The following is a 19855-nucleotide window of genomic DNA, read 5'->3' on the forward strand; positions in this document are numbered from 1 at the left end:
CCTTTCGATGGATTTGTACCAACGAATGGATGATGCGGCCGACTATGCCGTCCGGTCAAGGGGTGATGGCCTGCTAGAACCAGATCGTCTAAATTGTTGGAACAAAAGGGGTGAAAGTGGCAAGGTCGGTGCTGTATCAGCAGGTGGCTTCGGAGCTACGAAGGGCCATCTACTCCGGCATACTCGGCCCCGGAGCGCAGCTGCCGACTGAGGCACAACTCATGGAAGACCATGGGGTGAGCAGGAACACCGTCAGGTTGGCCCTCGGTGAGCTGGTGAATGAGGGACTTGTCACACGCACGCCGCGACGCGGCACGGTGGTCAGGGACCGCCGGCCGCTGCTCATCTATCCCCAGCGGGAGCTGGAGCCACAACCCGCGGGGGAGCTGCGGGAGGCCTTCGCGTTCGCCGTCACGCAGGAGGGCCGCGCCTTCAGTCAGTACATCGAGGTGCTGACCGTCTCGCCGGTCGAGGAGATCGCCAGCCGGCTGGAGCTGGCCGACGGGCAGCTCGCGGTGGTGCGGCGCCGCCTGAGATTCGTGGACGGCCAGCCGTACAACACCAACGACTCCTACTTTCCCCGGGACCTGGTGGCCAACTCCGAGATCGCCCGTCCCGGCGACATCGAGCGGGGCGCCAATCGGGTGCTCGGGGAGCTGGGGCACGCGCAGGTGCGCGTGGTGGACGACATCTGGGCGCGCATGCCCAACCAGGAAGAGGCTGAGCGGCTCCAATTGGAGCTTGGTACACCAGTTGTGGTTTATGTCCGAGTCGGATACGACGAGGGTGACATACCGGTGCGCGTTGCGGTGTCGGTGCTACCTGCCGACAAACATCTGATCAGATACGAGCTCGACCGCCGCTGACCGAGCTCGGTTGGGGGTGATCCGCCCGGCCGCGGCGCAGCGAGCTTGCATTCTCGCTGGGCGCGGGGAGTCGTGCACGCTCCCCCAATGGCGATTTATCCGTATATATCGGGCTATTCGCCTAATTGGCGTCGCGTCCCATTGTGCCATTACTCACCGTATCCGATACAACGCACACAGCGACGAAAGGTGACCCATGTACGCCAACACCCTGCTCCAACCGCTGACACTCAGGAGGGCAGAGTCCGACGATCTCCGGGGGATTCTGGCCCTCCTGTCCGACACCGCCGAATGGCTGTATTCGCGGGGCGTCCGCCAGTGGCCCCGGGACGGCTTCGGCCCCGAGCGCATCGAGCCCCTCATCGAGGAGCGGGTGCTGTTCCTCCTGGAGGACGAACTCCGCTACTTCGGTCCCGGCGAGCCGGCCCCTCCGGTCGCCACGATCGCCCTCGACGGCCACGCGGACGCGGAGTTCTGGACCCCCCACGACGACCCCAGCGCGGCCCTGTACGTCCACAAGCTGGCCGTGGGGCGCCTCTGGGCGGGCGGCGGGCTGGGAGACGCCCTGCTGGACTGGGCGGGCCGCACCGCGTACGAGGCGGGGCTGCCGTGGCTGCGGCTCGACTGCGCCAAGGGCAACCCCGGACTGCAGGGCTACTACCGCAGCAGGGGCTTCCGCCACGTGCGGACGGTCGACCTGCCCCATCGGGCCTCCGGCGCGCTCTTCCAGCGCCCGGCGACGGACGTGGCGATCACGGAGTTCCGTGATCTCACCTTCGCAGAGCTGATCAGCGCCTGATCCTGATCCCTGTGCCTCCGAGCTCCGGGCCCGGATCGTGGCCCGCTCGGAGGATCTTCTCTGCCGTTTAGGACGAAAAGGTGCAGAGCGCCATATAACCTCGGCAGCATGACCGGATCCCTCCTCGAGGTGATCGCGCTGAACGTGCGCGACGCCGTCGCCGCGGAACAGGGCGGCGCCGACCGCGTCGAGGTCGTCACCGACATGGCGGCAGACGGGCTGACCCCGGCGCCGGAGACGGTCGCGGCGATCGCCGCGGAGTGCCCGCTGCCGCAGATGGTGATGTTGCGAAGCCGCGCCGGGTTCACCGCCGACGCCGACGAGCTGGACCGGCTGCGGCGCGACGCCCGGGCACTGGCGGAGGCGGGGGCGGCCGGGTTCGTGTTCGGCTTCCTCGACGAGGCCGGCGCGGTCGACCTGGCCGCCACCCAGGCGCTCATCCACGGGGTGTCGCCGCTGCCGTGGACGTTCCACCGCGCCGTCGACCACGCGGCCGACGTACAGGCGTCCTGGCGGGCCGTGCGCCTGCTGCCCAACCTGGCGACCGTCCTGACCTCCGGCTCGCCCAAGGGCGTCGCCGACGGCCTGGCGGTCCTGAAGCACCGCACGGACGCGGGCGACGGCTCCATCATCCTGGCGGGCGGCGGCCTCAAGCCCACCCACGTGCCCGACCTGCTCGACTACGGGGTCCGCGCCTTCCACGTCGGCTCCGCCGTCCGGCGGAGCTGGTCCGATCCGGTCGACGCGCGCCTGGTCCGCCGCTGGCGCGCCCTGATCGAACGCGACTGACCCGTACGCGCTGTGATCGTCAGCCGAGGACCGAGTCGGCCCTGCGGAGGGCCGCCGCGAGGGTTTTGATCGTCGCCGGCTCGTCCAGCACGCCGCCCCCGGCCGCCCGGCGCTCCTCCCAGGCGTGCACCCGGTCCCGGTAGGAGTCGTAGCGCGCCAGGTGGAAGGCGTAGACGGTGGCGAAGCGGCTCACCAGGTGCGAGGGGTGCATGTCCCAGCCCTGGTAGAAGCCGTGCGCGAGCGAGTGCCTGACCAGCTCGGCGTGCCGCCGCCACAGCGCCCGCACGTCCGCGGCCGAGCCGGAGGCGGGGGAGGCGGCGAGCGACCCGTCGGACAGCTCGACCCCGGTGCCCGCGAACGCCGTCTGCATCACGTGCCTGGCGTGGTCGCAGGCCGGATGGTCGAGCCGCTGCTCGTGCGGCGGCAGCCCGAGCGCCGCGGTGTAGTCGAACACGCCGAAGTGCGCCGCCGCCAGCCGTCCGCCGAGCGTCTCGGCCAGGTCCCCGCGCAGGAACAGCACCGTCTGCGGCGCCTCCACCTGGAGCTCGAACCGCAGCCGCCGCCCCAGCCCGAGCCCTTCCTCCAGCCGCCGCAGGAACGCGGCGAACTGGGTGAGGCCGGACTCCATGATGACCTTGGGAAACGTCACGGTGAATCCGGTGGGCAGCTCGCCGGCCCGCTCCACCATCCCGGTGACGAACCCGTCCAGGGTGCGCAGCGAGCGGGCCGGGTCGCCGTCGGCGAACGACTTCACCCGCAGCCCCCACCGGCGCGGCAGCGTCCCCGCCTCGCGCATCCCGGCCAGCGCCTCGACCGCCTGCTCGACGTGGCCGTCCTCCTCGTCCGGCCGTACGCCGTACCCGTCCTCGAAGTCCACCCTCAGGTCCTCGACCGGCTCGGTGGCGAGCTTGCGCAGCACTCTTTCGTGTACGGCGGTCGCGAGGACGGCGGGCAGCCCGAAGACCTCGGCGAGCTCACCCGGCCCGCTCAGGTGCGCCTTGGCCAGGGCCAGTGCCTCGTCGCCCCATGCGGCGACCGTGCCCGCGCCGAACCGGTCGGCCGGGACGTACACGGTGTGCACCGGCTGCCAGGCGGGCTCGGCCCCGGGGTAGCGGGCCCGCTGGACCGCGTGGACCTCCTCGAAACCGTCGACGTGGTGGCTCGTGGTGACGCGCATGGGTTCCCTTCGCGGATCAGGGGCGGCAGGCTCGCAGCATGGCTTCCAGGCCGACGAGCTTGACCCGCTCGCCACGGCCCAGCGTCTTGGCGAGCTCGGTCTCAGCGGCCTCGATGGCCTGCCACTCCGCGTACGTCACCGGCCGCACGCCCCGCTCGGCCAGCAGCGCGTCGACGGACGCGGGACCCGGCCGTTCCTCGCCCGCCGGGCCGTCCGAGCCCGACAGGGCGGACAGATCGGACAGCAGCGTGCGGACCGTCTCCGCGGCGTCGGACTTGTTGGTGCCGATCACGCCCGTGGGGCCGCGTTTGAGCCAGCCCGCGACGTATTCGCGCTCCCGCACCCGGCCGGCCTCGTTCGGCACCGTCATCGTCTCCGGCGAGAACGGCACCCCCGGCAGCGGGACGCTCTGGTAGCCGACCGAGCGCAGCACCATGCCGACGGGCAGCGTCTCGAACTCGCCGGTGCCCACCACCCGGCCCTCCGCAGACAGCCGGGTGCGTTCGAGCTTGAGCCCCTCCACCCGGTCGGTGCCCAGGATCTCCACCGGGCGCAGCCAGAAGCGCACGTCCAGGCGGCGGGGGCGGCCGACGGGCTGGTGGTCGGACCAGGAGCGCAGCACGTCGATGTTGCCGCGGATCTGCCGGGGGAAGTCGGCGCCCAGCACCACGGCCTCCTCCGGGCGCACGCAGACGTCGGCGTTCGTCAGCTCGCCGAGCTCGCGCAGCTCCTTGAGGGTGAACTTGGCGTGCTCGGGACCGCGGCGGCCGATCATGTGGATGGCCTTCACCTGGCTGTCCGCCAGGCGTTCGAGCACGTCGTGCGGCACGTCGGTGGAGCTCAGCTCATCGGCGGTCTTGGCCAGCACGCGGACCACGTCGACGGCGACGTTGCCGACGCCGATCACGGCCACCTCCAGGCTGTCCAGCGTGAACCGCGACGGGTCCACGTCCGGATGACCGCAGTACCAGTTGACGAAGTCGGTGGCGGCCACGCTGCCCGGCAGGTCCTCTCCCGGGATGCCGAGCCGGCGGTCGACCATCGCGCCGGTGGCGTAGACGACGGCGTCGTAGCAGCGCAGCAGGTCCTCGACCGACAGGTGCTCGCCCAGCGTCACGCCGCCGAGGAACCGCACCTCGGGCAGCTCCAGGACCCGGCGCAGGTAGTTGGCGATGGACTTGATCGACGTGTGGTCGGGCGCCACGCCATATCTGACCAGTCCGTACGGGGTAGGCAGGCGTTCGAGGACGTCCACCTCGACGGGCTCGGCCGACTGCTTGACCAGTGCTTCGGCCGTGTAGATCCCGGCGGGGCCCGATCCGATGACCGCCACGCGCAACGTCACGTCGCCTCCCTATGCCGGTCGTCGTCCATTTCGGGGCACGCGTTCCGCCAGGTGTAACGGGTCGGCGTGATCGATACATCCCCGATCGCGCGTCGGGATGAACCTATCTTCGTTGACTGCCGCCCGAGCATCATTTTCCCGACATATTCGCTTACGGGATCTGTACCGATACTCCCCCAGACCCGGCGGGCACTCAAGAAGGCTCAGCCCTCGTGGGCGAGCCGTTCGCGCAGCGCGAGCTTGTCGATCTTGCCGTTGACGTTCGTCGGGAGGGCGTCCACCACGATCATCCGCCTGGGGACCTTGTACCCGGACATGTTGGCCCGTGCCCAGGCGCGCAGTGCCTCCGGATCGGCCCTGGTCCCCGGCCTGGGCACCACGTAGGCGACGCCCGCCTCGCCGGAGACCGGATCGGGCACACCGACCACGGCGGCCTGGGCCAGCGAGCCTTCCAGTAACAGAAGTGCCTCCACCTCGGCAGGGGAGACATTGAACCCGTTGACGATATAGAGCTCCTTCTTCCGGTCAACAATCGCCAAATTTCCGGATTTATCAAGAATGCCGATGTCGCCGGTGTGCAGCCAGCCGTCCTTGTCCACGACCTCGGCGCTGCGCTCCGGATCGTCCCAGTAACCGCGCATCACCCCGTACCCCCGCTGCAGGATCTCGCCGCGCTTCCCGGCGGCCACCTCCAGGCCGCAGTCGTCCACGATCCGCACCTCGATGCCGGGCACCGGCCTGCCGGTGGTGGACGCGATCACCTCGACCGGGTCACCCGCCCTGGTCATGGAGACGACCGTGCCCTCCATCAGGCCGTACGCGTTGATCATGCGCTCCAGCCCGACCCGTTCCACCAGCCGGGTGATCAGCGCGGGAGGCACGGCGGCGGCGCCGCAGATGGCCACCCGCAGCGACGACACGTCCCACTCGCCCCGGTCCAGCTCGTCGAGCAGCCGGTAGAAGAGCGTGGGCGGCCCGGCCAGGACGCTCGCCCGGCCGGCGGAGATCAGCGACATCAGCGCGTCGGGCGTGAACACCCGGATCGGCATCATCGCCGCCCGCCGCAGCACGCAGGCGACCAGCCCCGCGTTCAGCCCGAACCCATGGCTGAACGGCGCGATCACCGGATAGCGGTCATGCTCGTCCAGCGTGACGATCTCCGACCAGTCCCAGTAGCCCCGCAGCACCTGCGCGTGATCCAGCATCACCCCCTTGGGCGTGCCGGTGGTGCCGGAGGTGGACATGATCTCGCACAGATCATCAGGCCGTACGCCCAGCGCCCGCTCCTCGGCGACCCGCTCCTCGACCTCGACCCCCCGCGCCCGCAACTCCGCGACCCCCAGCAGAGCCCGCCCCTCGGCCCGCGCTTCCGCGACCTCCCGCTGCTCCCGATCGGGTACGACCAGGTGCCGCAGGCCGGGGAGCGGCGGCAGCAGGCGGGCCAGTGGGGTGCCGTCGGGCCCGTCGCCGGTGATCAGGGTCCGCGCCCCGGTCTTCTCGATCGAGGCGGCGGCCTCGATCCCCTTGTACCGCGGCGAGAGCGGCACGAGCACCGCGCCCGCGTCCCAGACGGCGAAGGCGTGCACCGCCCAGGAGGGATCGTTCACCCCCCAGAGCGCCACCCGGTCCCCCGGCCGCACCCCGAGCGCGATGAGCCCGCGCGCGGTGACCGCGGCCGCCGCGCGCAGCTCCGCCATCGTCATCCGGGTGTCCCCGTCGACGATCACCGTGCTGAAGGGGTGGCGAGCGGCCTGGTCACGCAGCATCCGGGGGAGCGTCCCCCAGCCGGGCATCGTTCGCCCGGCCCCCGCCGATCCCGTTGATCCCGTGGATTCCACCGTCACGCCTCCGATCCGGTCCCACCGGGTCTCAGGTCAGCAGCGCCCGGTCGCGGCCGAGGTGCTGGCCGCGCAGATCGTTCACCAGGCCCGGCCGGGCCGCCTCGGCCGCCTCGGGGGCGATCTCCACGCCGATCGTGACGGGGGTCAGCGCCCGCAGCGCCTCCCGGATCCGGGCCTTCCACATGGGGTTCGCGACCAGGCTCTGACGGCCGAACGTCACGGTGAGCACCGCCGAGTCGAGCGTGCCCGCCCGGCTGACCGTCAGCTCCCACCCGGACACCCCGTCGATCTTGGACAGCGCCTTCTCCAGCCGGGGCAGCGCGACCCACACCCCTCGCACCAGCACGTGCTCACCCACCGTGTGCTCCGGTGCGGGCAGCCCGCCGTTCTCCGTACGGGCCACGTGCCCGGTCCGCAGCACGGTGTCGCCCAGCGTCGAGTGCCCCAGGGGCATGATCACCATCTCGGCCAGGCCGCCGTCCGCGTACGGCACGTCCTTGTCCAGCGAGGCCAGCCCCAGCACGCCGTCCGCCACGGGCGTCAGCGGGTCCTCCTCGGCCGTCCGCCAGGCCAGTGCGCCGCCGCTGAACGGACTGGAGTACGCCTCCGACACCGCCGCCCCGAACTCGCCGGCCAACTGCCGGATCGTGTGCCTGGAGGCGATCTCGCCGGTCAGCACGATGTGCCGCAGCCCCAGGTCGAGCGGGTCGAGCAGGAACTCCAGATGCAGCCTGGCCAGGAAGTCCATGACCCCGGTGGGGGTGGCGACGAGCGTGGTGGCCCTGAGCGTGGTCAGCGCGTGGTGCAGCCGCATCCGGCCCCGGGGTCCGACCGACGCGGCGGCCGCCGCCACGTCCGCCGCCGCCGACGTCCAGAGCGTGGCCGCCGGCTCGGCCAGCGCCACGACCACCCGATCGGCCGCGCCGACCCCGGTGGCCTGAAGCACCTCGCCGGTCATCCGTACGCAGGCCGTACGGTCGGCGGGGCCGAGCGGGAAGACGCTGGACAGATCCGGTGCGACGAGCAGGAGCCCGGTGGCGGCGCCGCCCGCCGCGCCGAGCTCGCCACGCGTCAGCCAGCGAGCCGTCATCAACGCATCACCTCGTCCATGAACAGGGTCATCGACGCGCACACCTGATCGTGCGCCAGCCCGCCCACCTGCGCCTGGAGGATCAGGTCGGTGACGCCGGCCTCGGCGAGGCGGGCCAGCGCCTTGCGCGAGCCCGCCACGTCGTCCACCACGACCATCAGGTGCTCGCGCAGCACGGCCATCGACTCCTCGGGCGGCATCCCGGCCGCGAGCTGGCCGAGCACCCGGTGGGTCGCGTGCCGGGCGTCGTAGTAGTCCGGCGGGGTGACGAGGTTGACCTGGCGGCGGATGTACCACAGGACCGCGTCGGCGGCCGTGGCGTTGGCCTGGTCGCGGGTGGGGGCGACGAACCAGGGGATCATCAGCGCCACCCGCCGGGTGCCGGGGTCGAAGCCGTGCTCGGCCAGCGCCTCCCGGTAGCGGGCGATGTCCTCGGTCACCTCGTCGACGCCCTTGAGCATGGTCATGCCGAGCAGGTTGTAGCCGTGCCTGGCGGCGGCCAGGTAGCCCTCCAGGGAGGTGGAGGCCACCCAGACCGGGGGATGCGGCCGTTGCGCGGGACGGGGATAGACCGCCACGTCCGGGATCTCGAAGAACTCGTTCGAGCGGCTGACCGGCTCCCCGTCGGCCTGCCAGATGGCCAGCGTCGCCTCCAGGCAGTCCTCCCAGATCTGCCGCGACTTCTCGAAGGGCCGCTGGAAGGCCTGGTACTCCAGCGGGGAGGCGCCCCGCCCGGTCCCGAACTCCACCCGCCCGCCGCTGAGCACGTCCAGCGTGGCGACCCGCTCGGCGGTGCGGATGGGCGACTGGAACGGCAGCAGCACCACGCCGAGCCCCAGGTGGATCTGCTCGGTGCGCTGGGAGATGGCGGCCAGCACCAGGTCCGGCGCGGAGGAGTGGGAGAACCCCCGGGTGAAGTGGTGCTCGACGAACCAGGCGGTGTCGAAGCCCAGCCGATCGCCCAGCACGACCTGGTCGATCACGTTCTGGAACGCCCGCTGCTCGACCTCGCGGGTGCGTCCGCGTACCTCCAGTTCGTAGCCCAGGCTGATCCGTAGGGCCGTCATCGCGCCTCCGCCGAAGTCTGTGAACCAAGCGCTCGCTTGGTTGAGCGTACCAGCAGCCACCACTTGCGGGAAGGGTGCCGTCGCGATCAAAGTGATCCTCGTGAGGCGAAAGCACGCGCTACGGCGGACGAAGGACGGGACGGACCCGAACGACCCCACGTTCGCCGGTGCTCGCCGCTACGAGGCGTTCGGCAGGGTCATGGCGGCGCTCGCCACCAAGGCGGAGTTCATCGAGTCGTGCCGCGACCTGACCTGGTGGCCGGGCCCCGACGAGAGCTGGCATCTCGAGTGGCGCGACGGCCCCTTCGCCTCCGAGGTGGCGGCGCTGCTCGCCGGGCACCCGCACGCCATCGGCCGTGTCGTGACCGCCGACGACGCCTCCGCCGTCCTGGAGGTGCTGGGCGTCCGCTTCGAGCTCCGCGCCGTCGACCCCATGGGCAGAGCCGGAACGCGGGCCCGCCCGCACTTCTGGCGCCTGGCCGAGGCCCTCGACACCACCCGCCGTACCACCGCCCGCCACCCCTGGGAAGAACTCCTCGGCGGCTGACTCTCCACAAGGTTGCCCCGAAATTTGCCTTTTTTGTACGGCTAAATACCCTGATAGCGGTCGTCTTTAGGCAGGGATGGCCTGGGGATGGACATGAGTAAAAGCGCAATGCAGTACGCGGACCTCGCCGAGTTCGATCGGCGGCAACGAGGCATCGAACGCCATATGCTGGCCGCGTTCCTGGGCGGACTGGTCGTCGGCCTCCTCGGCGTGCTCGCCGCGGGCCTGGGCCCCGGCTGGGTCGGCCACGTCTACGATCCGTACGCCTATCTGGCGCTGACGCTGGCCGTCGGGGCCAGCGCGTCCGGTTTCGGCTGGGCGCTGCTGACCACCTTCCTGGCCACGGTGGCCACCCTGGCCGCGGCGGTGAGCGGCGTCATCGGCGGCGACTCCCGCTTCGACGTGATCGGCGGCAGCGCCGCCGGGCTCAACTGGACGCTCGCGCTGCTGGTCGGCATCGGCCTGCTGGCCTACGTCACCCGCAGGAGCGACCGGTGGGGCGACTACGCGGCCGGCGTCATCGGCGCGGCCCTGCTCGCCGACGTCGTGGACCGGGCGACTCCCGGCTTCATCGGCGACGAGCGCTTCTTCTGGCCGCTGCCCGCTCTGCTGATCGGCGCGGTGGCCGTCGCGGTGGTGATCGCCCTGCGCGGGAGCATCGGGGGCCGGATCAGGGCGCTGGCGTGCACCGCGGTGCTGACCGGGCTGTTCGCCGCCGCGATCGGCGGCTGGAGCACCGTCGCCGGTTACTGGAGCGCCGTCGCCGGTTAAGCGCGCGCCGAGGGTGGCTCCGAGTCGATAGCCTGTAAGCCTTCACATCAGGCCCGAGCAAGGAGTAGCCGTGTTGCTGCGCATGTCGTCGTTGTTTCTTCGCACCCTGCGGGACGACCCGGCAGACGCGGAAGTGCCGAGCCACAAGCTCCTCGTTCGCGCCGGCTATGTCCGCCGCGTCGCGCCCGGCATCTACTCGTGGCTGCCCCTCGGCAAGCTGGTGCTGGAGAACGTCACCCGCGTCGTCCGCGAGGAGATGAACCGGATGGGCGGCCAGGAGGTGCTCTTCCCGGCCCTGCTGCCCCGCGAATACTACGAGGCCACCGGCCGCTGGACCGAGTACGGCGACACGCTGTTCCGGCTGCGTGACCGCAAGGGCGCCGACTACCTTCTCGGCCCCACGCACGAGGAGCTCTTCACCGACATGGTCAAGGGCGAATACTCCTCCTACAAGGACTATCCGGTCACGCTCTACCAGATCCAGACCAAATACCGCGACGAGGCGCGGCCCCGGGCGGGCATCCTGCGCGGGCGCGAGTTCCTGATGAAGGACTCCTACTCCTTCGACCTCGACGACGACGGCCTCAAGCGCTCCTACGAGGCGCACCGCGACACCTACATCAAGACGTTCGACCGGCTGGGCATCACCTACAAGATCGTTTTTGCCACGTCGGGCGCGATGGGCGGCTCCGCCTCGGAGGAGTTCCTGGCCCCCACGCCCACCGGCGAGGACACGTTCGTGGCCTGCCGCTCCTGCGGTTACGCCGCCAACGCCGAGGCCGTCACCACGCCCGCCCCCGCCGCCCGCGCCCTCGACGGCCTGCCGGAGCAGCGGGTCCTCGACACCCCCGGCACCCCGACGATCGACTCGCTGGTCTCCTACGTCAACGAGCACCACGGCCTGTCCGTGACCGCCGCCGACACGCTGAAGAACGTCGTCGTCAAGGTCGCCACCCCCGGCTCCAAGAAGGTCGAGACCCTGGTCATCGGCGTTCCCGGCGACCGCGAGGTCGACTTCAAGCGCCTGGAGGCCGCGCTGGCCCCCGGCGAGCCCGCCATCTTCGAAGCCGAGGACTTCGCCAAGCACCCCGGCCTCGTGCGCGGCTACATCGGCCCGCAGGTGCTGCGCGACCTCGGCATCCGCTACCTCGTCGACCCCCGCGTGGCCACCGGCACCGCCTGGGTGACGGGCGCCAACCAGCCCGGCAAGCACGCCGCGCACGTCGTCGCCGGCCGTGACTTCGAGCCCGACGGCACGATCGAGGCCGCCGAGGTGCGCGCCGGTGACTCCTGCCCCCGCTGCGGCGCGGAGCTGTCCATCGACCGCGGCATCGAGATCGGCCACATCTTCCAGCTCGGCCGCAAGTACGCCGACGTCGCCGGACTCGACGCGCTGGGCCCCGACGGCAAGCCGATCCGCATCACGATGGGCTCCTACGGCGTCGGCGTCTCCCGCGCCGTGGCGGTCATCGCCGAGCAGAGCCACGACGAGCTGGGCCTGGTGTGGCCGCGCGAGATCGCCCCCGCCGACGTCCACATCGTGGGCACCGGCAAGGACCGCCAGGTGGAGGTCGCCCTGGAGCTGGCCGCCGAGCTGGAGTCCCGTGGGCTGCGCGTCCTGGTGGACGACCGGCGTCAGGTCTCGCCGGGCGTCAAGTTCAAGGACGCCGAACTGCTCGGCCTGCCTACCGTCCTGGTCGTGGGCCGTGGGCTCAACCAGGGCGTGGTGGAGCTGCGCGACCGGGTGTCGGGAGACAAGGGCGAGATTCCGCTGGCCGAGGCCGTCGACCGGGTCGTCGCCGCCTGCTCGGGCTCCTGACCGCTGCGCGGGCGAGGGCCGTACCTCCGATTCACCTCCATACCGGGCATCAGGCAACGGCTGGTTTGACGGCGCGCTGAGGGGCTGTAAACCTCGGTGCGATGAAGCCACATGTCGAATTGAAAGACTTCTGGGAACGACGCCTGGAGTCCGACTGGACCGAGAGTGGTGTCGGATACAAGGCGCTCGGCCGGGCGTTCAATATCTGGATGTATCGGGTTCGCGCCGAGGGGTTCCGCCGTGAGGCGGCCACCCTCGGCTTGGACCTGCCGACGGCGCGGGTGCTCGACGTCGGCTCCGGCACCGGCTTCTACGTCCGGCTGTGGCGTGAGCTCGGCGCCGGCTCCGTCACCGGCAGCGACCTCACCCAGGCGGCGGTGGAGCGGCTGCGCGCCCGGTTCCCCAAGTCCTCCTTCCTCCAGCTCGACATCGCCGAGCCCGGCGACGCGCTGGAGCCCGGCTCGTTCGACGCCGTCTCGGCGATGGACATGCTCTTCCACATCACCGACGACGACCGCTACCGGGCGGCCCTGCGCACCATCGGCGAGGCGGTCAAGCCCGGCGGCGTCTTCGTCCTGTCGGAGAACTTCCTGCAAAGGCCTGAGGAGCGCTCCGACTACCAGGTCAACCGCACCCTGCCGTGGATCACCAAGGCCCTCGACGAGGCCGGGTTCGACGTGGTCCGCCGCGTCCCCATGCTGGTGCTGATGAACGCCCAGGTCGACGGCCAGCCGCTGTGGCGCAAGCTGTGGGGCGGGCTGCTGCGCGCGGTGACCCTGACCGAGGTGACCGGCTGGCTGGCCGGGGCCGCGCTCTACCCCGTGGAGCGCCGCCTGGTGCGCGTCCTGCGCGAGAGCCCCACCACGGAGTTCATGATCTGCCGCCGCCGCTGACAGGCCGGCCACCGGCGATCGGTGCCGCCCGTTCGGGCTGAAGGCCGGCCGCCGGGGATCGGGCTGCCTGTTCGGGCTGACAGGCCGGCCGTGGGGGGGCGGGCTGCCTGTTCGGGCTGAAGGCCGGCCGTGGGGGGCGGGGTCGCGCGTTCCGGCTGGTGGTCAGCCGCCTGGGGTCGGGGTCGTCTGCTTCGGTGGGGCGGGTGCCGGCATGCCGGGGAAGGCCGTGGTGATCGCCGGTCTGAAGGAGTAGGAGCGGGTGGCGGCCTCCTGCATCACCAGCGCCGCGTACGTACGCAGCTCGGCGGCGGTGGCGGCGACCAGCTCCAGGTAGGCGGCCACGATGCCGCTCTCCACGTGCGCCGCGAGCCGGGCGGCGGCCGTGGCGCTCGACGGCACGGACGGCAGCGCGTAGGAGGGCGCCGGCTCGGCGGGCTTGCCGCCGAGCGCCGTGATCAGCCCGCGCAGCTCGTCCCTGCGGTCCCGGTGGGCGTCGTAGGCACGGGTGATCCGGACCCGCATCGAGCCGGCGGTTCGCGCGCCGAGCAGGCCGTAGGCGAAGACCGCCGCGTGCTCGGCCGCCAGGGCCTTGCGCAGCTTGTCCACATCGCCGGGACGGGTGCCGCCCCGGGCCGGCCCGGGAGCCTTGACCGGGGCCAGCGCGTGCACGGCCTCGCAGGCGCCGATGCTGGCGACGAGCTGGGCGAGCGACGGCGAGATCCCGGCGAGCTGGCTCGGCCGCAGCGCCGCCGACTTGCGCTCAAGGCTGCGCAGGCGCGCCGTCGTCACCTTGGCGCTCGTCGTGGGGGTGGTGGCGGCCGTGGGCGAGCCGGTCGGCCCGGTCACCTGGGGAAAGCGCCTGCGCAGCTCCGCGAGGTGCGCCTGGTGCCGATCCCTGAAGGGGACGAGCCGGGCGCCGCCCTTGGCGATCAACGTGTCGTAGAGGGCGACGGTCTTGGCCTTCTCCGCGATCAGTGCGCGGGCGAACGCCTGCTCCGGGGAGTCCCGCGGGGGAGACGGCGGGACGTCCGCGCTGCATCCCGCGAGCGCCACCATCGCTCCGCCCGCCAGCACGGCTCGCCGGGAGAGGTGTGGCTGGCGCACGAGCAGGGACCTCCAGTGTCACGGACCGCAGATAGCATCGTACGGGCTCAGGCCCACCCTCGCTGTCAGGCGTGCCGTGGCACGCGGCAGCCGTCGGCCGAGGTGGCGTCAGCCGCCCCCTGGAGCCGAGGCTCGCCGTCCGGGGGTGCCGAGTGTCGCTCTCTGCGTGCCTTCCTACAGATAGGGTGTCAACTGTCGCCGCTGGCCGAGCAGCCATGCGACGGAGAGCCAGAGGCGAGGTCCGCCCGGCTGAGACATGACAATAGGGGAGGTCGATATGGGCAGCGCATCATCCCGCGACCACCTGATGAAGCTCCTTGGGCCTGTGGTCAGCGCGGAGGGCCTCGATCTGGAGGACGTCACCGTCACCCAGGCCGGCAAGAGGCGCTTGCTGCGCGTGATCGTCGACCGCGACGGCGGTGTGAGTCTCGACGACGTGGCCGACGTGAGCCAGGCCGTCTCGGCGGCCCTCGATGACGACGACGACGCGATGGGCCAAGCGGCCTACACCCTCGAGGTGTCCTCGCCGGGCATCGACCGGCCGCTGACCGAGCCCCGCCACTGGCGGCGGGCGGCCAAGCGGCTGGTGAAGGCCGAGCTGCGGGACGGCACGGTGATCGAGGGCAGGATCCTCACCGCCGACGACGACGGCGTCGATCTCGACGTCGAAGGAGCCGGCCGACGGCTCGACTATCAGGACCTGGCCCGTGGACGGGTGCAGGTGGAGTTCCGCCGCTTCGACGACGTCGACGGCGACGAAGGCTAAGGGGAAGCCTCGTGGACATCGACATGAGCGTCCTGCGCAGCCTTGAGCGGGAGAAGGACATCTCCTTCGACCTGGTCGTCAAGGCCATCGAAGACGCGTTGCTGATCGCCTACTTCCGCACGGACGGCGCCGGGACCAAGGCACGGGCCGAGCTCGACAAGTCCAGCGGGCACGTGACCATCTGGGCGGCCGAGCTCGACGAGGACGGCGAGATCGTCAGGGAGTACGACGACACGCCTGGAAACTTCAGCCGAATCGCCGCCACCACCGCCAAGCAGGTCATCCTGCAGCAGCTGCGTGACGCCGAGGACGAGATCAACTTCGGGGAGTTCGCCAGCCGCGAGGGTGAGCTGGTCTCCGGGGTCATCCAGCAGGGCAAGGACCCGCGGGTGGTGCTGGTCGACCTCGGCAAGATCGAGGCCGTGCTGCCGGCCCACGAGCAGGTGCCCGGCGAGGACTACGTGCACGGCGAGCGCCTGCGCGCCTACGTGGTGCAGGTGAAGAAGGGCCACAAGGGCCCCTCGGTCACACTCTCGCGCACGCACCCCGGCCTGGTGAAGAAGCTGTTCGCGCTGGAGGTGCCGGAGATCGCCGACGGCACCGTGGAGATCGCGGCGGTGGCGCGCGAGGCGGGCCACCGTACCAAGATCGCGGTCCGGTCGCGCCGGCCGGGCGTCAACGCCAAGGGCGCCTGCATCGGCCCGATGGGCTCGCGGGTGCGCAACGTGATGACCGAGCTGCACGGCGAGAAGATCGACATCATCGACTGGTCGGAGGACCCGGGCGACTTCGTGGGGAATGCCCTGTCGCCCGCACGTGTTTCGCACGTGGAGGTCCTCGATCTCGAAGGACGGGTGGCACGAGTGATCGTGCCCGACTACCAGCTCTCTCTGGCCATCGGCAAGGAAGGGCAGAATGCCCGGCTTGCCGCCCGGCTGACGGGCTGGCGCATCGACATCCGTCCGGATACTCAGGCCGAGGACGCCGCCGGTTCCGTAGATGCGTCGACACGGTAAGCTGGAATATGGTTGCCACGCGGCCCCACAGCGCACCTGTGTGGGCTGCAGGGTCCGCACGGCTAAGTCCGAGCTGCTCCGGTTGGTGCGGGTCGAGGACCAAGTGGTCCCTGACCTGCGAGGACAGCTTCCTGGCCGGGGTGCATCGCTGCATCCGACCGTGAGCTGTCTAGAGCTCGCCGAGCGTCGCCGAGCGTTCCTGCGCGCGTTTCGTGTGCCGGGACCGCTTGACGCCTCGCGAGTGCGAGCCCACCTAGAAGGAGAACCACGAAATGTCATGTAGGACGCCGAGTTGATGGGGCGGAGTCAGATTGCTATGAGCGCCTGATGAGCACGCGGCGATGAAGACGTCAACGTAACGACGGTCCGGACGGCACAGCCAGCCTCCCGGGCCGAGTAAGGGAGTGCAGTGGCGAAGGTCCGGGTATACGAGCTCGCTAAGGAGTTCGGCGTAGAGAGCAAGGTCGTCATGGCCAAGCTCCAGGAGATGGGGGAGTTCGTCCGTTCGGCGTCCTCGACCATCGAGGCGCCGGTCGTCCGCAGGCTCACCGAAGCTCTGGGCGCATCCAAGGGTGGGCCCTCCAGAGGCGGCGGTTCGTCGTCTCACAAGCCGCAGCCGCCAAGGGCTGCTCCTCGGCCGGCGGACAGCCAGGCCGGCAACGGCGTCCACGAGACGCCGACCTCATCCGTTCCGCGTCCGGGTCCGGGTCCCAAGCCCGGTCCGCGTCCGGGTCCCGCGCCGCGTCCGCCGGCGCCCGCGCCGCAGCCTGAGCCTCAGGCCGTCGCGCCGGAGCCCAAGCCGCAGGTGCAGCCTGAGGCTGCCCGTGGCGAGACGCCCGCGGCTCCGCAGGCCCGCTTCGACAGCGGCACGCGTCCGGCCGCGTCCGGTCCGCGTCCCGGTCCGGCGGCCCGTCCCGGCCCCAAGCCGGGTCCGGCGGCGCCCCGTCAGAGTGGTGGGCCCGCCGCGGGCGGTCCCGGCCAGGCCGGTCGTCCCGGCGCTCCTGCCGGTGGTGGCGCGTCCCGTCCGGGTGCCGGCCCCAAGCCGGGTCCGCGCGGCCCGCGTCCGGGCAACAACCCGTTCTCCTCCAACGCCAGCGGCATGGGCCAGTCCCGGCCGCCGCGTCCCGGAGGCAACCGTGAAGGCGGCCCGGCCGGTCCGCCGCGCGAGCGTCGTGACGGCCCGCCCCGTGAGGGCGCGGGACCGCGTCCGCCGCAGAGTCGCGCCGGCGGCGACGCGCGGCCGGGTGCTCCCGGTCCGCGTCCGGGTCCGCCCGGTGCCGCGGGTCCGCGTCCCGGCCCTGGTGCGGGCGGTCCCCGCCCCGGTGGTCCGCGTCCCAACCCGATGATGATGCCGCAGGGCCGTCCTGCCGGCCCCGGTGGTGGCGGCGGAGGCCGTCCCGGCGGTGGCGGCGGTGGCGGTGGCGGCGGTGGCGGTCGTCCCGGTGGCGGTGGCGGCGGAGGCCGTCCCGGCGGCGGTGGCGGTGGCGGTCGTCCCGGTGGCGGTGGCGGCGGTTTCGCCGGTCGCCCCGGTGGTGGCGCCGGCACGGGCCAGCGCCCCGGTGCTCCGGGTGGTTTCGCCGGTCGTCCCGGCGGCGGTGGCCGCGGTCGCGGCGGCGGCACGGCGGGTGCCTTCGGGCGTCCCGGTGGCCGTCCCACGCGTGGCCGCAAGTCCAAGCGTCAGAGGCGCCAGGAGTTCGACAACATGTCGGCCCCGGCGATCGGCGGTGTGCAGGTCTCGCGCGGTAACGGCGCGACGATCCGCCTGCCGCGCGGAGCCTCGCTGGCGGACTTCGCCGACAGGATCGGCGCCAACCCGGCCGCACTGGTGCAGATCATGCTGCACCTCGGCGAGATGGTGACCGCCACCCAGTCGGTCAACGAAGAGACGCTGCAGCTGCTCGGCGCCGAGCTGGACTACAACATCCAGGTCGTCAGCCCGGAGGAGGAGGACCGCGAGCTTCTCGAGGCCTTCGACATCGAGTTCGGCGAGGACGAGGGCGATGAGGCCGACCTGGCCGCGCGTCCGCCGGTCGTGACCGTCATGGGTCACGTCGACCACGGTAAGACCAAGCTGCTCGACGCCATCCGCAAGACCAACGTGGCGGCGCGCGAGGCCGGTGGCATCACCCAGCACATCGGTGCCTACCAGGTCGCGGCCGAGCACGAGGGCCAGGAGCGCAAGGTCACCTTCATCGACACCCCGGGTCACGAGGCGTTCACCGCCATGCGTGCCCGTGGTGCCAAGGCGACCGACATCGCGGTGCTGGTGGTCGCGGCCGACGACGGCGTCAAGCCGCAGACGATCGAGGCGCTCAACCACGCCCAGGCGGCCGACGTGCCGATCGTGGTCGCGGTCAACAAGGTCGACAAGGAGGGCGCCGACCCCAACAAGGTCAGGGCCCAGCTCACCGAGTACGGCCTGGTGGCCGAGGAGTTCGGTGGCTCGACGATGTTCGTCGACATCTCGGCCAAGAACGGCACCGGCATCGACAGCCTCCTCGAGGCGATCATCCTGACCGCCGATGCCGAGCTCGACCTGCGGGCCAACCCGACGATGGACGCGCAGGGCCTGGCGATCGAGGCACACCTCGACAAGGGCCGCGGCCCTGTCGCCACCGTCCTGGTCCAGCGCGGCACGCTCCGCGTCGGCGACTCCATCGTCTGTGGCGAGGCCTTCGGCCGCGTCCGGGCGATGCTCGACGACAACGGCGACGCGGTCGAAGAGGCCACGCCGTCCCGTCCGGTCCTGGTGATGGGTCTGACGGCCGTGCCGGGCGCCGGCGACAACTTCATCGTTGTCACCGACGACCGGATGGCTCGCCAGATCGCCCAGCAGCGCGCGGCGCGCAAGCGCAGCGCCGACATGGCGAAGTCGAGCCGTCGTCTCACCCTCGAGGAGCTGTTCAGCAACCTCGAGAAGGGGCGCGTCGACGAGCTCAAGCTCATCATCAAGGGCGACGTCTCCGGTTCGGTGGAGGCGCTGGAAGACGCACTGCTCAAGATCGACGTCGGCGACGAGGTCAGGCTCCGTGTCCTGCACCGCGCCGTCGGTGCGATCACCGAGTACGACGTCAACCTGGCCGTCGCCGACGACAACGCGGTCATCATCGGCTTCAACGTCCGCCCCGAGCCTCGGGCGCGCGACCTGGCCGAGCGCGAAGGCGTCGACATCCGCTACTACTCGGTCATCTACCAGGCGATCGAGGAAATCGAAGCGGCGCTCAAGGGCATGCTCAAGCCCGAGTTCGAAGAGGTCCAGATGGGCACGGCGGAGGTCCGCGAGGTCTTCAAGGTGCCGAAGATCGGCAACGTCGCCGGTTCGCTGGTCCGCTCCGGCGTGATCGTCCGCAACAGCAAGGCCAGGATCATCCGCGACGGCGTCGTCATCGCGGACAACCTGACCGTCTCGTCGCTGCGCCGGTTCAAGGAGGACGCGACCGAGGTGCGTGACGGCTTCGAGTGCGGTATCGGTGTCGGCTACAACGACATCAGGATCGACGACGTCATCGAGACGTTCGAGATGCGGGAGAAGCCGCGGGCCTGACCCGTGGCCGGGCGTCCGGCGGATCATCCGCCGGGCGCCCTCCGCACGCTCTGACCTGGTCGCCACCGCACCAGGACCGGCGTGCTTCCGATTCCCATGCAAGCGGTGGTTGCCAACCATGTATGTGGGTGCCCTTACTCTGGACATCCTGCTCGGCGATGTGCATTCGCTGAAGCAGAAGCGATCCGTCGTGCGTCCGCTGGTCGCCGAGTTGCTACGGCGCTTTCCGGCTGTCGCCGTGGCCGAGACCGGCCACCTCGACCTGCACCGCAGAACCGAGGTCAGCATCGCGGTCGTCTCCGCCTCAGCGGACAACTGCAACGAGGTGATGGACGCCTGCGAACGGCTGGTGGCCTTCCGCCCCGAGATCGAGCTGCTGTCGGCCAGGCATCGGATCTACAACGACGAAGACTGAACGACC

General features: G+C 71.2%; 18 protein-coding genes. 12 read left to right on the forward strand and 6 right to left on the reverse strand.

Translation table 11 applies throughout. From position 1 onward, the window contains the following. Positions 1 to 143: 143 nt before the first annotated feature. The 3 genes from OHA68_RS24580 to OHA68_RS24590 all read left to right on the forward strand — a co-directional run bounded on the left by OHA68_RS24580 (position 144) and on the right by OHA68_RS24590 (position 2454). Positions 144 to 866, forward strand: coding sequence for a GntR family transcriptional regulator (locus OHA68_RS24580; protein WP_229699392.1), 723 nt, complete (start codon positions 144 to 146; stop codon positions 864 to 866). A gap of 196 nt (positions 867 to 1062) precedes the next feature. Beyond that, the gene (locus OHA68_RS24585; RefSeq protein WP_189141571.1) at positions 1063 to 1665 is read left to right on the forward strand and encodes a GNAT family N-acetyltransferase; all 603 of its coding nucleotides are present in this window, start codon (positions 1063 to 1065) and stop codon (positions 1663 to 1665) included. Positions 1666 to 1773: 108 nt separating this feature from the next. Continuing rightward, complete coding sequence (locus tag OHA68_RS24590; protein ID WP_189141572.1) at positions 1774 to 2454, forward strand: copper homeostasis protein CutC; 681 nt, start codon at positions 1774 to 1776, stop codon at positions 2452 to 2454. Between the two features lie 19 nt (positions 2455 to 2473). On the opposite strand, the gene OHA68_RS24595 is transcribed toward OHA68_RS24590, so the two are convergent. From OHA68_RS24595 to OHA68_RS24615, 5 genes are all read right to left on the reverse strand, one after another. Further along, entirely contained in the window at positions 2474 to 3631 is a 1158-nt protein-coding gene (locus OHA68_RS24595; protein ID WP_327102350.1) for a DUF6986 family protein, read from the reverse strand. Between the two features lie 16 nt (positions 3632 to 3647). Then, positions 3648 to 4976: an FAD-dependent oxidoreductase gene (locus tag OHA68_RS24600; RefSeq protein WP_327102351.1), complete on the reverse strand. Its 1329-nt coding sequence runs from the start codon at positions 4974 to 4976 to the stop codon at positions 3648 to 3650. Between the two features lie 203 nt (positions 4977 to 5179). Beyond that, positions 5180 to 6742 carry an AMP-binding protein gene (locus tag OHA68_RS24605; RefSeq protein ID WP_327102352.1) on the reverse strand — a complete coding sequence of 521 codons (1563 nt, stop codon included), beginning with the start codon at positions 6740 to 6742 and terminating at the stop codon, positions 5180 to 5182. A 103-nt stretch (positions 6743 to 6845) separates the two neighbouring features. Then, entirely contained in the window at positions 6846 to 7907 is a 1062-nt protein-coding gene (locus OHA68_RS24610) for a phenylacetate--CoA ligase family protein (RefSeq protein ID WP_327102353.1), read from the reverse strand. Continuing rightward, positions 7907 to 8974 (reverse strand): LLM class flavin-dependent oxidoreductase, encoded by a 1068-nt coding sequence (locus tag OHA68_RS24615; RefSeq protein WP_327102354.1) that lies wholly within the window; start codon positions 8972 to 8974, stop codon positions 7907 to 7909. The genes OHA68_RS24610 and OHA68_RS24615 overlap by 1 nt, the downstream gene beginning before the upstream one ends. 100 nt (positions 8975 to 9074) lie before the next feature. On the opposite strand from OHA68_RS24615, the gene OHA68_RS24620 reads away from it, so the two are divergent. The 4 genes from OHA68_RS24620 to OHA68_RS24635 all read left to right on the forward strand — a co-directional run bounded on the left by OHA68_RS24620 (position 9075) and on the right by OHA68_RS24635 (position 13004). After that, positions 9075 to 9521, forward strand: coding sequence for a hypothetical protein (locus OHA68_RS24620; RefSeq protein ID WP_225278065.1), 447 nt, complete (start codon positions 9075 to 9077; stop codon positions 9519 to 9521). A 93-nt stretch (positions 9522 to 9614) separates the two neighbouring features. After that, the gene (locus tag OHA68_RS24625) at positions 9615 to 10292 is read left to right on the forward strand and encodes a hypothetical protein (RefSeq protein WP_327102355.1); all 678 of its coding nucleotides are present in this window, start codon (positions 9615 to 9617) and stop codon (positions 10290 to 10292) included. A 70-nt stretch (positions 10293 to 10362) separates the two neighbouring features. Continuing rightward, positions 10363 to 12111, forward strand: coding sequence for a proline--tRNA ligase (locus OHA68_RS24630; RefSeq protein WP_189141577.1), 1749 nt, complete (start codon positions 10363 to 10365; stop codon positions 12109 to 12111). 101 nt (positions 12112 to 12212) lie between these two features. After that, positions 12213 to 13004 (forward strand): class I SAM-dependent methyltransferase, encoded by a 792-nt coding sequence (locus tag OHA68_RS24635; RefSeq protein ID WP_189141578.1) that lies wholly within the window; start codon positions 12213 to 12215, stop codon positions 13002 to 13004. Positions 13005 to 13166: 162 nt separating this feature from the next. On the opposite strand, the gene OHA68_RS24640 is transcribed toward OHA68_RS24635, so the two are convergent. Further along, entirely contained in the window at positions 13167 to 14108 is a 942-nt protein-coding gene (locus OHA68_RS24640) for a ferritin-like domain-containing protein (RefSeq protein ID WP_327102356.1), read from the reverse strand. Positions 14109 to 14385: 277 nt separating this feature from the next. On the opposite strand from OHA68_RS24640, the gene rimP reads away from it, so the two are divergent. The 5 genes from rimP to OHA68_RS24665 all read left to right on the forward strand — a co-directional run bounded on the left by rimP (position 14386) and on the right by OHA68_RS24665 (position 19849). After that, complete coding sequence (gene rimP, locus OHA68_RS24645; RefSeq protein ID WP_327102357.1) at positions 14386 to 14874, forward strand: ribosome maturation factor RimP; 489 nt, start codon at positions 14386 to 14388, stop codon at positions 14872 to 14874. Between the two features lie 11 nt (positions 14875 to 14885). Next, positions 14886 to 15890 carry a transcription termination factor NusA gene (gene nusA / locus OHA68_RS24650; RefSeq protein WP_189141580.1) on the forward strand — a complete coding sequence of 335 codons (1005 nt, stop codon included), beginning with the start codon at positions 14886 to 14888 and terminating at the stop codon, positions 15888 to 15890. Next, positions 15874 to 16173, forward strand: coding sequence for a YlxR family protein (locus OHA68_RS24655; RefSeq protein ID WP_189141581.1), 300 nt, complete (start codon positions 15874 to 15876; stop codon positions 16171 to 16173). The genes nusA and OHA68_RS24655 overlap by 17 nt, the downstream gene beginning before the upstream one ends. A gap of 126 nt (positions 16174 to 16299) precedes the next feature. Beyond that, entirely contained in the window at positions 16300 to 19434 is a 3135-nt protein-coding gene (gene infB, locus OHA68_RS24660; RefSeq protein ID WP_327102358.1) for a translation initiation factor IF-2, read from the forward strand. A 118-nt stretch (positions 19435 to 19552) separates the two neighbouring features. Then, the gene (locus OHA68_RS24665) at positions 19553 to 19849 is read left to right on the forward strand and encodes a DUF503 domain-containing protein (RefSeq protein ID WP_189141583.1); all 297 of its coding nucleotides are present in this window, start codon (positions 19553 to 19555) and stop codon (positions 19847 to 19849) included. The last annotated feature ends 6 nt before the right edge of the window (positions 19850 to 19855 follow it).

It is taken from the genome of Nonomuraea glycinis (assembly GCF_035920485.1).
Lineage (GTDB): Bacteria > Actinomycetota > Actinomycetes > Streptosporangiales > Streptosporangiaceae > Nonomuraea > Nonomuraea glycinis.

What these genes read in the sequence shown, in the direction of transcription:
- OHA68_RS24585 (WP_189141571.1), top strand. Translation starts at nt 1,063, where the DNA reads ATGTACGCCAACACCCTGCTCCAACCGCTGACACTCAGGAGGGCAGAG.
- OHA68_RS24590 (WP_189141572.1), top strand. Translation starts at nt 1,774, where the DNA reads ATGACCGGATCCCTCCTCGAGGTGATCGCGCTGAACGTGCGCGACGCC.
- OHA68_RS24595 (WP_327102350.1), bottom strand. Translation starts at nt 3,631, where the DNA reads ATGCGCGTCACCACGAGCCACCACGTCGACGGTTTCGAGGAGGTCCAC.
- OHA68_RS24605 (WP_327102352.1), bottom strand. Translation starts at nt 6,742, where the DNA reads ATGCTGCGTGACCAGGCCGCTCGCCACCCCTTCAGCACGGTGATCGTC.
- OHA68_RS24610 (WP_327102353.1), bottom strand. Translation starts at nt 7,907, where the DNA reads ATGACGGCTCGCTGGCTGACGCGTGGCGAGCTCGGCGCGGCGGGCGGC.
- OHA68_RS24615 (WP_327102354.1), bottom strand. Translation starts at nt 8,974, where the DNA reads ATGACGGCCCTACGGATCAGCCTGGGCTACGAACTGGAGGTACGCGGA.
- OHA68_RS24625 (WP_327102355.1), top strand. Translation starts at nt 9,615, where the DNA reads ATGAGTAAAAGCGCAATGCAGTACGCGGACCTCGCCGAGTTCGATCGG.
- OHA68_RS24635 (WP_189141578.1), top strand. Translation starts at nt 12,213, where the DNA reads ATGAAGCCACATGTCGAATTGAAAGACTTCTGGGAACGACGCCTGGAG.
- rimP (WP_327102357.1), top strand. Translation starts at nt 14,386, where the DNA reads ATGGGCAGCGCATCATCCCGCGACCACCTGATGAAGCTCCTTGGGCCT.
- OHA68_RS24655 (WP_189141581.1), top strand. Translation starts at nt 15,874, where the DNA reads ATGCGTCGACACGGTAAGCTGGAATATGGTTGCCACGCGGCCCCACAG.
- OHA68_RS24665 (WP_189141583.1), top strand. Translation starts at nt 19,553, where the DNA reads ATGTATGTGGGTGCCCTTACTCTGGACATCCTGCTCGGCGATGTGCAT.